Origin of the sequence: Pedobacter superstes, assembly GCF_037622515.1 — a bacterium.
In the GTDB taxonomy this organism is placed as follows: Bacteria; Bacteroidota; Bacteroidia; order Sphingobacteriales; family Sphingobacteriaceae; genus Paradesertivirga; species Paradesertivirga superstes.
In genome coordinates this window covers 86,633-99,659 of the sequence record NZ_JBBJCN010000007.1, presented here as the reverse complement: position 1 = coordinate 99,659, position 13,027 = coordinate 86,633, and the positions used below count along the sequence as shown (strand labels likewise).

General features: G+C 39.3%; 6 protein-coding genes. 2 read left to right on the top strand and 4 right to left on the bottom strand.

The window, feature by feature from the left end; genetic code table 11:
- Positions 1-50: 50 nt before the first annotated feature.
- A complete protein-coding gene (locus tag WG906_RS16870; RefSeq protein ID WP_339994016.1) occupies positions 51-1,016 on the bottom strand; it encodes a DUF8457 domain-containing protein in 966 nt (321 codons plus the stop codon).
- A 94-nt stretch (positions 1,017-1,110) separates the two neighbouring features.
- On the opposite strand from WG906_RS16870, the gene WG906_RS16865 reads away from it, so the two are divergent.
- On the top strand, positions 1,111-1,698 hold the full coding sequence (locus WG906_RS16865) for a thymidine kinase (RefSeq protein WP_339994015.1): 588 nt from the start codon (positions 1,111-1,113) through the stop codon (positions 1,696-1,698).
- Here the strand turns inward: WG906_RS16865 and WG906_RS16860 are convergent.
- The 3 genes from WG906_RS16860 to WG906_RS16850 all read right to left on the bottom strand — a co-directional run bounded on the left by WG906_RS16860 (position 1,690) and on the right by WG906_RS16850 (position 7,157).
- Positions 1,690-4,560, bottom strand: coding sequence for a S8 family peptidase (locus tag WG906_RS16860; RefSeq protein WP_339994014.1), 2,871 nt, complete (start codon positions 4,558-4,560; stop codon positions 1,690-1,692). The two genes, WG906_RS16865 and WG906_RS16860, sit on opposite strands and share 9 nt — an antisense overlap.
- Before the next feature lie 100 nt (positions 4,561-4,660).
- Entirely contained in the window at positions 4,661-6,070 is a 1,410-nt protein-coding gene (gene dacB, locus WG906_RS16855) for a D-alanyl-D-alanine carboxypeptidase/D-alanyl-D-alanine endopeptidase (RefSeq protein ID WP_339994013.1), read from the bottom strand.
- 91 nt (positions 6,071-6,161) lie between these two features.
- Complete coding sequence (locus WG906_RS16850; protein ID WP_339994012.1) at positions 6,162-7,157, bottom strand: aspartate-semialdehyde dehydrogenase; 996 nt, start codon at positions 7,155-7,157, stop codon at positions 6,162-6,164.
- Positions 7,158-7,206: 49 nt separating this feature from the next.
- Here WG906_RS16850 and WG906_RS16845 point away from each other — a divergent pair, with 49 nt between their 5' ends.
- Positions 7,207-13,026 (top strand): lamin tail domain-containing protein, encoded by a 5,820-nt coding sequence (locus tag WG906_RS16845; protein ID WP_339994011.1) that lies wholly within the window; start codon positions 7,207-7,209, stop codon positions 13,024-13,026.
- Position 13,027 lies beyond the last annotated feature (1 nt).

Sequence of the window (13,027 nt, the reverse complement as noted above, 5' to 3'; positions counted from 1 at the left end):
ACAATCTTAAATTCCACCTTTCTGATATTTTAATAAAGCGATTTATAGCATTAACTATTTGCTGAAAATCGCCTGTTTAATAATTCGTAAAGTTTATCGGCTGTGCCTTGCCTGGATGCCCAGTTATTTTTACCCGCATAATTTGTCTTAAGAAAATTGTCAGCGGCCTCAAAAGAATCAAAGCGATTAATAATTTCTATAGCTTCACTATAAGCAAGACTATATCCATTAAACAAATCTTTAATAAACAGCAATTTATCATTCAGATTAATGATCGCCTTCAGGTCTGTAACAGCTTGCTTATTTATCAATCCGATAGAATTATTCTGAGGTCTCTGTGCAGACATCATCTCATTTAACGTTGGAACCTTTTCCTGCATCTCGGCAATAGACGGAACTTCTACATTAACTATTTTTTCCTCAATAATCACTTCGTTAATTACAGGGGATGATTCTTGCGTCGGGGAAGAAGATTCTTCATTTATCACAGGAACCGGGGTTTCAAGGTAAGATGACTCAGCTTCGTTAATTTCAGCTACATTCCTATCAGCTTGCTCTTCCACAATTTCTGACTGGTCTTCTTCCACTAAAGTATTATACTCTTCTATTCCCTGCGGATAAACGGGTATTGCAGCCGAAGTTAATTCAGCCTCAGGTACAGCCTCATTTTCAAGTGGGGTTTTATCTTCATCTAGTTCGTTGGATGGATAAACATCATCCTTAATCACCTCACCTGCAACCGGTATATTCTCAGGTTCTTTTTCGTATTTCTGAAATTGTGGTTCAACAGCTAATTTTTCTTGTGAACTAGCAGGCTCTTGCTTAGCAGAATTATCCTGAGAAGAGTTTAATTTTTTAAGCACCTTAATATGTTCTGCAAGAAAATCAGCATTAGCCGAAAGCAACTCCAGCTCCAGCTCATTCAGATTATCAGAAGATTCTGATAAATATCGATACTGCTCATTAATCTCGGATAATATACCTCCTACTTTCCTGAATATATTATTTGCTCTCATTTTAGGGTAACTTTTACAGCGTGTATATGTTAGTAACTAGGCTGCCAAAAATAGTATTAAATTCTGATATTAGCCCGCAGCAAAGGGCTTTTACATGTTATTTAGTGAATTACATTTCAGGTCCGTTACCGGACCGCGAGGCAGTATTGAGGTAATTTGCGGATCAATGTTTTCGGGTAAAACTGAAGAACTGATTCGCCGCTTACGCCGTGCCCAAATTGCTAAACTTAAAATCGAAATTTTTAAACCTAAGATCGATATCCGGTATGATGAGACAGCTGTAGTTTCTCACGATTTGAATTCCATTCATTCAACCCCTGTTGAAAATGCCTCGTCAATTTTGCTACTTGGTTCCCGTTCTCAGGTAGTTGGAATAGACGAAGCTCAATTTTTAGATGAGGAACTTCCCGATGTTTGTACAAAACTTGCGTCTAAAGGAATTCGGGTGATAGTAGCAGGACTGGATATGGATTTTAAAGGCAAGCCCTTCGGACCAATGCCCGCCCTTATGGCTATTGCCGAAGAAGTTACCAAGGTGCATGCAATATGCGCGATGTGCGGCTGCCCTGCAACGTACTCCTATCGCAAAATCGCTGACATCAGACAAATTCTTGTGGGTGAAAAAGAAAGCTATGAACCCCGCTGCAGGTTATGCTTTAATACTTCTGAAGAACTATCTTAGAATACTGATTTTACTGGTCGTAAGTTGATTATTATAAATCAACCGGTAAAAGTAAATGCCACTACCAATATCAGCAAAATTACCTCCTGCAAAGTCATAGTTAAGGTAATGAACTCCATTTCCATAAGGTTGATTTGATACAAGTGTTCTAACTGTCTGCCCCATAACGTTACAAAGTTCGAGAGTAACTATCCCACTCTCAGGCAAAGCAAAACGCAGGATGCTCAACCCGCTTTCCGATGTCAGAACAGGATTTGGATAAATATTTAGCTGGACTTTTGTGATTGGTTCCTGTGGAGGACGGGCACTTAAAAGATTATATTTTTCCTGAGCGGAATTTCCGGAAGCTTTAATATCCTGCAAATTATCCCCGCCAATTACGGCAAATGCTACTTTTATAGAACTATTGGCCGGAATATCATATGGCCCGTTGCCTGAAACAAAAGAAACATCAATCCCCGATGTAGTTGTTCCCATACTTAATTCTTTTACTCCGTTCGACAATGTCTCCCACTTTTCTGCAATAGTTAAATCATTATCACTAAGCGGATTATTAACAATATTATAAGACAAAGGATAGTAAATGAAAGGAGCATTTTGATTTAAAAGCTTTATTGCAGCATATGGCCCTACTTGTTGCTTATCATATACATATCCCAGGCGAGAGGATGGGTCAAATTGGGTGACATTGGCTACCCCTCCAAATATATCAAAGTCGGTAAATAGCCCTACATGAACATTTTTCAATAAAAAGTTGGTAGTGTTTGTAATTTCATATTCGGAAATAATATACTTGTCGTGAGGAGCAGACTTATAACCAATAACTTGCTGCTTTACAGATATAAATAATCGATCAGGATTTCCGGTATCATCAAACTGTGCTTCGGCTTTGATGGAATCGGAATTATTAACCAGTTCATGGGCACGTACCACTTTTATAAAATGTTCATCACTCTGATCATTAACACCCCTGGCATTATTAGAGACCCTGCCAGAAGAATTACCAATCATTAAGGATGCTTCATACAACAGTTGATTGCCTTTATAGAGAAACCCTGCTCCCGCTTCTGCCAATGGAGCACTGAACCCTATCCTACCCGTACTGGAAAGTGTGGTGGTAACAGAATTGGTGTGTATGTCGATGTAATCTTTAGCTACGATCACAGAAAACTTTTCAAAATCCTGGTAAGCATTATTATTAGCTGCATAATCCAATCTAAATGAAACGGCGGTATTAGTAGAAGTGCCGGGCGAAACAGCGACTTTAAAAGGACCAACAAGCGACCTTGACTCTAAGGTACTCAGAGATGGAATAGTAATTTCAGGAATTAGAACAGTAACTGCGGAATTTGCCGTACTTAAACTAATTTTAAGGTTTGCTGCCGGGAACAAAAAATTCTTTAAATCCAGGTAAAGATAAAGAGTATCCGATAATTGAACGTTTGAAGAATGATGTTCTTCTTCTGTTATTTTTTGAAGCCTGACGGATGGTGAGGTTTGCGTTAATGCATTAAAAACATTTAACCTCCCTTTACCCAGAAGCCCGATGTAAGACGGATTTCTGGAGTCAATATTATCTGCCGTAACCCTTAATAATTCACCCACTTGCGGCATGCTTAATAGGGGGAAATAGGCTTTCACCAAAGCAGCGGCACTGGCCACAACTGGAGCCGACATGGAAGTACCAGTACTTACACCATAGCCGTTGTTAAATGTAGTGCTAAGTAATGAACTTCCCGGAGCACTCAGGGTCACATAATCCCCATAGTTGGAAGATGGAGACTTTCGATCTGTATTATCTGTGTTAGCAACAGCAAAAACACCCTGATAGGCCGCAGGGTATTCTGGTTGATTAGCTCCTGTATTACCCGCAGCTGCAACAATAAGACAGCCTTTATTCAGGGCATAATCCACAACATCACGACCAAAACTACTTGCAGATTTACTTCCCCAGGAGCAGTTTATGATTCTGGCACCTTTATCCGCAGCGTATTTAACACCCTCGTAGCCTTTGTAAATATCGGCCCCGCTATCATCAGGTCCGGCTTTAACGATCAGCAATTTAGCATTCATCGCTATACTGGCTACCCCAACACCATTGTCGGTCACAGCAGAGGCAAGACCACTTACGTGCACCCCGTGATCATTATTAGCCGCTACAACATTAGGGTTATTATCGGCCTTTATATTATTTGCTGTAGCTCCAACAAAATCCCAGCCCGCATAATTATCTGTAAAGCCGTCGCCATCATCATCAAATCCATTAACCGGATCTGCTATATTGTAGTAAATGTTAGCTGCCAAATCCTGGTGAGCTAGTTCGGAACCACTATCTACAATCCCGATAATAATACCAGAGGCATCGCGAATTAAGTCCCAGGCCAACGGCGCCCTTACAATATTTAAAAACTGCTGCTCCCCGGAAAGATAGCGGGGATCGTTCGCGATATAATTAATATGATTTATATAAACAGGTTCTGCATAGTCAATATTGGGGTCAGTCAATAGCTCAGTAATTACTTTCTCTATATCAGCAGAAGTGGAAATAACAAGTTCAAAAATCCGATTGAGGCCAGGGTCTTTTTGCCCTCTTGAATAGGTTTTATTTTCAGGATAAGTCTCAGGGAACTTCTTATCCATGGAAATCACAACAGCTGATTTTAATTTCGGAATACTTGAAAGAGATTTGGATGAAGATTCGACACCTGCTTTAAATTTCAGAATGATACGACCAGGAATATAGTCGTTTGAAGTTATGCCCGGAGGAAATTTAAATATCCTGTTATTTTTTATACCTGTGTCCTGAGCTTGCGAAGCAATAAAATACAGGAGTAATGAAAGGATAATTAAAGGTTTTTTCATTAGGAGTTTCGGCTATTTAAAGTTATTAATAAATCGGATTATGGAAATAATTTGTTTTAGATATCTCTGATAAAGCAGCCGATAAATTTTATAACTCAATCTATTTTAACTCATTCAAAACCTTAAAAATTTTTTGCTTAATTCCTGATGTGCTTCCATTATAATTATTTGTAATGAAAGTGAAGGTCAGTGGAATACCTGAAGAGCTTTTATGATAGCCCGCATAGGCTAAAACGTTTCGAATACTCCCGCTTTTCATGCTCATTTCATTATTAAGTGGCAGGCTTTCTTTGAACGAATTAAACCAGGGTTCTCTTACTGCAGATTGAAGGATAGAGGTCATTGCCAAACTGGTAATCCTGTTTTCGGGCGACAAGCCGCTTCCGTCAAGAAGAGCAAGGGCATTGGCATCGACAGCTAATTTATCAACCCAATATTTCTGAATCTCTAAAATGCCATTTTCAGTATTTATGATTTTACCCCGCTTCATAGAGATTGTTTTTAATATATTTTCGGCATAAAGGTTAATGCTCTTTTGATTCAGCCAATAGATAACCTGAGTAAGAGAAGGTGAATTATACCGGTCGATAAAAGTTAATGCCTTTGAATAGTTCTCTTTAGTCAAATCAAGCCGGCGTGTGGTTGTGGCTATTCCAGCAATTGACATTCCATTATTAAGGAGATCCTTACGTAACTCATTACTGATGGTAAGGGCCGGATCAGGCATCGAAATCATGATTGTTTTCTTCAAATCGATGCCGTAAGTGCCTCTTAAATATACAATATCTGTATAAGGAGCAGAATAAGCGTACACTTTATCGCCGCTTCCGGCTGCACCTGTTTTAACTTCATTTACGAGCTGGATCCCTAAAGAAGTGTTAGCGTCGGTCATTAATTCCGTTTTATCACCCGGGCTATTTCCAGCACGAAACTTAACGCCCATTTCATTTTCCCTCCAGGACAGAGATGTAGCCCCGGCACCATAATAATTCCCTATATCCTGCCATATCCATCCCAATGGAGTTATTTGAGTACCAAATAACTTATCATCGCCAATTATTCGACCATTAATTTTTTTAATTCCCGCCCTTTTTATGGCAGCAGTCCAGTTGCTTAGTAATAGGTCTGCCTTCGATTGGGGAAACCGGTCGCTTCCAAGTGTTGGATCGCCCCCACCTGTAATAATAATATCCCCGTTGAGGGTCCCATTTGTAATGGTCCCACTATAACCCAAGGTCGTCTCCCATTTAAAGTTTGTGCCTAAAATCTGAAGCGCCGAAATAGAAGTTACCGTTTTAAGCGTTGATGCAGGCGCTAAACCTACATTTCCATTTCTTGAAAATACTACCTCCCCAGTCAGGGAATTAAGTACAGTTAAAGAGCTTAAACCATATTTCAACTGCGGGTCTTTTTCAAATTTCAGATATGCGTTTTCAATATCAGGCATGCGGGTTTGAGCGCATGCTGCTTGTGACAGAATGAACAGGATTGGAAAAATAAACTGCTTCATATGATTTTCAAATACAAAAAACACTCGTTTTACAACAAAAAAAGGCGGCTAAATTATCAATTTGCCGCCTTGTAAAAATATGAATAATCAGTTACCCTTTCAGGATACCTTTTTTTAATAGATACTCTGCGATCTGAACAGCATTTGTTGCAGCGCCTTTACGAAGGTTATCCGCAACCACCCACAAGTTTAGAGTGTTATCGAGTGATTCATCACGACGAATACGTCCAACCAATACTTCATCTTTTTCATGAGCATCTTTAGGCATCGGATATTTTAGGTTTGCAGGATCATCAACAACGATCACACCTTCCTGCTGCTCCAGCAAGCTCCGAACTTCCGCTAAGTCAAAATCATTCTCAAACTCTATATTCACAGATTCCGAGTGTCCACCCATTACCGGAATACGAACGGTAGTTGCTGTTACACGAATTGAATCATCGCCCATGATTTTTTTAGTTTCAAGGATCATTTTCATCTCTTCCTTAGTGTATCCGTTATCCTGGAAAACATCGATCTGAGGGATGACGTTTAAATCAATAGGATAAGGATAAGCCATTGGCCCTTCTATGCCATTGCGCTCATTCATTAGCTGTTCAACCGCCTTTACACCTGTTCCGGTAACCGACTGATAAGTTGAAACTACTACCCTCTTAATTTTATATTTTGCATGAAGCGGTTGTAATACCACTACCATTTGAATAGTCGAACAATTTGGATTCGCTATAATTTTGTCTTCAGCAGTTAATACATGCGCATTTACCTCCGGAACCACCAGTTTTTTAGTAGGATCCATTCTCCATGCAGAAGAGTTATCGATCACCGTAATGCCGGCTGCCGCAAATAGAGGCGCCTGCTCTAATGAAGTACTGCCGCCTGCAGAAAACAAAGCAACTTCAGGCTTCATCTTAATTGCATCTTCCACGGTTACAACCTTATACTTCTTGCCCTTGAATTCCACTTCTTTACCAGCACTTTTTGCTGATGCTACGGGAATCAATTCAGTAACCGGAAAATTGCGCTCTGCTAAAACTTTTAACATCACCGAACCTACAAGGCCGGTAGCGCCTACAACTGCGACTTTCATTTGTTTTGTAAATTATTTATTACTTTCAATTATTAATTATCTGCCAAAGATGAAAAAATATCTACTTTTTCCACTCATTTTATGTGGGAAATTTGCCTTTTCGCAATTAAATGAGTCGTTTAATGACGGGAATCTTACAAGTTCCCCGGTTTGGACCGGAAGTAATTCCGGAAATGACTTTATTGTCGTTACTGATCAGCTGCGGTCAAACTCAACAACAGCAAGCAGTAATCTGTATTTGAGTACAGTTAATAATTTAGCCACGAGTTGTCAGTGGGAGTTCTGGGTAAACCTCCAGTTCAATCCTTCGGGTGCAAACTATGTGGATGTTTATTTGACGTCCGATCAGGCAAATCTGCAATCAGCCAGTATTAACGGCTACTTTGTACGTCTCGGAAATACAAATGATGAAGTTTGCTTATTTAAACGATCCGGAACGACTGCATCAAGCACCAAGTTAATTGACGGAATTGATGGAATCCTGAACACGTCAAACAATAAAGTTAAAATAAGAGTAACCCGGACTGCTTCAAATGTATTTACCCTTGAACGGGATATTACCGGATTGGGAACCTCATATATAACAGAAGGCACGTTTCAGGATGCAAGTGTTACAACATCGGGCTATTTTGGAATTTTTATCCAGCAATTCACATCAAGCTTTTTCCAGAAGCACTTTTTTGATGACTTTAAAATAAACGCCTTAAATTTTGATACAAGTCCGCCTAAATTACTATCTGCGACCGTAGTTGATTCTACAAGTTTAGAAATACTATTCGATGAACCTGTTGATAGTGTTTCGGCAAAATCTTTATCGAACTACTCTATAAACAATAATTACGGAAATCCTATATCAGTTAAAACTACAGCAGATGCTTCCAAATACAGTCTGGAACTTTCCAAGGGACTAATTACAGCATCTTTCCTTCTAACTGTTTCGAACATTAAAGATAAAGCGGGTAATTTAATATCTTCTGATAAAACCGCTACGTTTTCTTTTATCAAACCATTCCGTGCAGTAAAAGGAGATATCATTATCAATGAAATTTTTTCAGACCCATCACCCCAGATTGATTTGCCATCAGTAGAATTCATCGAACTTTTAAATACCGCGAATCAAACTATTTCACTCAAAAACTGGAAATATTCAGATCCTGCGTCAACTGCAATTCTGCCAGCAGACAGTATAAAATCAGGCGAATATCTTATTCTTTGCGCTAAAGCGGACACCAGCGAATTTAAGCATTATGGAAAAACCTTAGGACTATCACCCTGGCCAACGCTAAATAACGCCTCAGATATTATAAAACTGGTAAGCCCGGAAAATAAGACAATTGATTCTGTTGCTTATTCTGATACCTGGTATCCAACGGCTATAAAAAAGCAAGGAGGATGGTCGTTGGAGAGGATAAATTATAAATCGGCTTGTCCGGGATTGTTCAACTGGACGGCCGCTACAGATTCCGCAGGAGGAACACCGGGAAAACAAAATTCTGTATTCATCCCCAATTACGATCAGTTAGCTTTTAAGGCTGATAGTATTCAATATCTATCCGACAGCACTCTAAACGTTTACTTCAATAAGCCTGCAGATATTTCCGCCTCAAATAATTCATTCAATCTATCTCCGGTTTCAGGAAATCTAAAAGCTTTAGTTTTTGATAGCAGCGCCAAACAAGCAAAATTAACTTACAGCTCTAAATTCTCTCCCGATACTTCCTATCAGTTAAGTGTTTCCCAGCTTAAAGATTGCGCAGGAAATTCAATTGGACTAAATACGTTTCAATTTACGACACCCAAACTCCCTCCTGTACGACTCGACACCGGCAGGATCTGCATCACAGAAATCTTTGCCGATCCATCACCCGAAATCAGATTACCGCTCGCAGAATTTGTTGAGATCTTTAATCCCGGCAAGGATACTATTGACCTGGATGGATGGACCCTTAACGACCCCACAACCAAGGCTTTAGTAAGTAAGAGGTTAATATTCCCCAAAGAATATATAATTCTCTGTCCTTCGGCAGATACCCTTCAATACAAACAGTATGGAAAAACTATTGGATTAACACCCTGGCCTTCGTTAAATAATACATCAGACCAAATCACTCTAAAAAGCTTTAAAGGTAGGTTAACCGACTCAATTTCGTATTCTGACACCTGGCACCAGACAAACAAAAAACAAGGCGGATGGTCATTAGAAAGAGTTGATTTTAACTCAGTTTGCGGCGGTATATTTAACTGGACTTCTTCTGTTGATACAAGCGGCGGAACTCCCGGAAGGCAAAATTCAGTAAACATTCCGAATTATGATCGGGTCGCTTTTAATGCTGACAGCATGAAGCAAACATCAGATTCAACGCTTACAGTTTATTTCAATAAATCAGCAGATCCTTCAACGGCGAATAATTCTTTCTCTATAAATCCAGCCTCTGGCACATTAAAATCGGCATCGTTTGACTTAAAAGCAAAAGAGGCAGCACTACTTTTTAGCAATTCATTTCTGCACAATACTTCATACCAATTATCTATTTCTGATTTAAAAGACTGTACAGGGAAAACTATTATACAAAACACCTTAAGTTTTACAACTCAAAAGCTACCGCCTGTAAGATTAGATACGGCAAAGCTTTACATCACCGAAATCTTAGCTGACCCTTCTCCTGAAGTACAATTACCATTGGTAGAATTTGTGGAAATTTATAATCCCGGAAAGGATACCATTGATCTTGATGGATGGACATTGAATACCTCATCTTCGAAAGCTGTTTTAAAGAAGATCTCTATTTTTCCAAAAGAATATCTTATCCTCTGTCCTGCCTCTGACACCACTCAATATAAGACTTTTGGCAAAACATCAGGACTTTCTCCCTGGCCCGTATTAAATAATTCATCTGGCCAGATTTTCATCAAAAGCTTTAAAGGACGCTTGGTTGATTCGATCGCTTATGGAGATACCTTTCACAGCGCAACCACCAAAAAACAAGGGGGATGGTCACTTGAAAGAATTGATTTTTCTTCAGTTTGTCAGGGCTTATTTAACTGGACTTCTTCTATTGATATTTTTGGTGGCAGCCCTGGAAAGGCGAATGCTGCTGGTTTAAATAACTATGATCAGATTGCGTTTAAGGCGGACAGTATTAAGCAAGCCTCTGATACAAGTGTTCATGTTTATTTTAATAAACACGCTGATATCTCAACTTCTTTAAACGCCTTCACATTGAATCCGGCTGCCAATATAAAAGCAGTACACTTTGATACAAAGGCTCGAGTTGCCACATTGGAATTGATCGATTCTTTATCGGCTAACACTTCATATCACTTAAATATCTCACAATTAAAAGATTGTGCCGGGAATGAAATCACTCCTAACAACACTTTAAGTTTTATCACACCTACCCTTTCGCCGATTAGAACAGATACCGCCAGGCTTTTTATTACCGAGATCTTTGCTGATCCTTCTCCTGAAGTAAAATTACCTCTTGCAGAATTTGTTGAGATCTTTAATCCCGGAAAAGATACAATTGATCTGGATAGCTGGACATTACATACATCGTCCGGGAAAACCACCATAAGGAAAATTTCGATTTCTCCGAACAATTATCTGGTTCTTTGCCCTGCTGCGGACACCTCACAATATCAATCTTTTGGTCAAACGAAAGGTATTTCTCAATGGCCAGGATTAAGCAATGCATCTGGTCAGGTCTTCATGAAAAGCTTTAAAGGACGCATGGTAGATTCCATTAGCTACCATGATTCATTTCATAGCTCAGCTCACAAAAAACAAGGGGGCTGGTCGATTGAACGGATTGATGTAAATTCAGTTTGTAAGGGAGCATTCAACTGGACTTCATCTATTGATCCTTCCGGAGGAACCCCTGGCAGAAAAAATTCGGTTTCTGTAAACAACAACGATTTAATTACATTCAAAACCGATAGTATTAAACAGATATCTGATACAAGTATTCAACTATTTTTCAATAAATACGCTGATGTTTCTACAGCTATAAATGCATTTAGCTTAGAGCCGGGTTCGGGGAATATTAAGTCGATAACCTTTTCTGAAAAGCCAAAAGACGTTCGATTAGTTTTTACTGAAAAATTTATTGAAAACACCGATTACAAACTAAAACTTTCACAATTAAAGGACTGCGCCGGGAATACTATTATTACGAACACCTTAAATTTCACCGCGCCTAAACTACCACCAGTAAGGCTGGATACCGCGAATTTGGTTATTACAGAAATTTTTGCCGATCCTTCTCCCGAAGTAAAACTACCTCTGGTGGAATTCATAGAGATATACAACCCTGGCAAGGATACAATTTATCTGGATGGGTGGACATTGAACGACCCGACCACAAAAACCATTTTAAAAAACGCTTCAATTTTGCCTCAACAATATTTAATTCTTTGTCCGCTTGTAGATACTTTACTTTACAATTCATATGGTAAAACTTTAGGTCTTTCCCCATGGCCTCCTTTAAATAACGCGTCAGATCAAATTACACTTAGAAGCTTTAAGGGCCGTTCTGTAGATTCGATTCTATACAAAGACAGCTGGTATAGGGATAGCTTTAAGAAATCCGGCGGCTGGTCACTGGAGCGAATAGAAAATCAATCAATTTGTACCGCGTCACAAAACTGGATGGCAAGTAATAACCCTGACGGAGGAACCCCGGGAATGCAGAATTCAGTACATAAGCTGAATAGCAATCAGCCGCTTACAATCATACAGGCAAGTCTGATAGATAGCCTAAACATCTCGCTAAAATTCAACCGTGCACCGGATAGCTTAATAGCATCAAACCCTGACAATTATACTATTAATAATGGAGCAGGAAAACCATCCGCAGTTAAAATAAACTCAGATGCATTTAATGAAGTAAGTTTGCAATTATCTGGTCCGATTCATCGAGGGAGTACATACAAAGTTACGGGCTCTAACATAGCCGATTGCTCAGGCACACTCGTCTCATCCTCCAATAACTTTGCTGAGTTTTTCTATCCCGATAAGGTCCAAAAAGGAGACATATTAATCAGTGAAATCCTCTTTAATCCACGTACCGGCGGAGCAGATTTTATTGAAATTTATAACAACTCCAATCATTTATTTGACCTGAAAGATATTTCTGTTTCTACAATTAAAGCTCCGGACAGTATCATAAACAGAAAAAAGCTGACTGATAATTCTAAAACTTTAGAACCGGGTGCCTATTTGGTCCTTACAACCGATCCTGATAACATTAAAGCCGAATACCATACAGAAAACCCACATGCTTTTTTAAAAGTGGCCTCGATGCCGGCATTTAATAATGCCGAGGGATCTGTTGTAATCTTATCCGGCGAAAGCCGTATCGACCAACTCGACTATAATGAAAAAATGCATTTCCGTTTAATTAAAGATCCCAAAGGTGTGTCTCTTGAAAGATCTGCATTCAACAGACCCAGTAATGATCCAGGCAATTTTCGGTCGGCGGCTGCTTCTGCAGGTTATGCAACTCCTGGTTATAAAAATTCTCAATCAGTGGGTATATTGTTGCAGGCATCGGAGGAAATAGTGTTAGGCTCCAAAACCCTATCGCCCGATAATGATGGTTTTGAAGATGCTTTGCAAATCAATTATAAGTTTAAGGATGCCGGACTGGTTGCAAACGTGAGTGTTTATGATGATAATGGAATACTAATAAGGCGCCTGGCAAAAAACATAACTCTTGCAGCAGAAGGAACCTTAACTTGGGATGGAATGACGGATAATGAGCAAAGAGCAGAAATAGGTGTCTACATTGTTTATTTTGACGTGTTTAACCTTGATGGAAAATCAAAAAAGTTCAGAAAGGCTTGTGTATTGGCCGCTAAGCTTAACTGAT

Excerpts from the sequence above, each read along its gene's own strand:
- WG906_RS16870 (WP_339994016.1), bottom strand. The coding sequence starts at position 1,016 with ATGAGAGCAAATAATATATTCAGGAAAGTAGGAGGTATATTATCCGAG.
- WG906_RS16865 (WP_339994015.1), top strand. The coding sequence starts at position 1,111 with ATGTTATTTAGTGAATTACATTTCAGGTCCGTTACCGGACCGCGAGGC.
- WG906_RS16860 (WP_339994014.1), bottom strand. The coding sequence starts at position 4,560 with ATGAAAAAACCTTTAATTATCCTTTCATTACTCCTGTATTTTATTGCT.
- dacB (WP_339994013.1), bottom strand. The coding sequence starts at position 6,070 with ATGAAGCAGTTTATTTTTCCAATCCTGTTCATTCTGTCACAAGCAGCA.
- WG906_RS16850 (WP_339994012.1), bottom strand. The coding sequence starts at position 7,157 with ATGAAAGTCGCAGTTGTAGGCGCTACCGGCCTTGTAGGTTCGGTGATG.
- WG906_RS16845 (WP_339994011.1), top strand. The coding sequence starts at position 7,207 with ATGAAAAAATATCTACTTTTTCCACTCATTTTATGTGGGAAATTTGCC.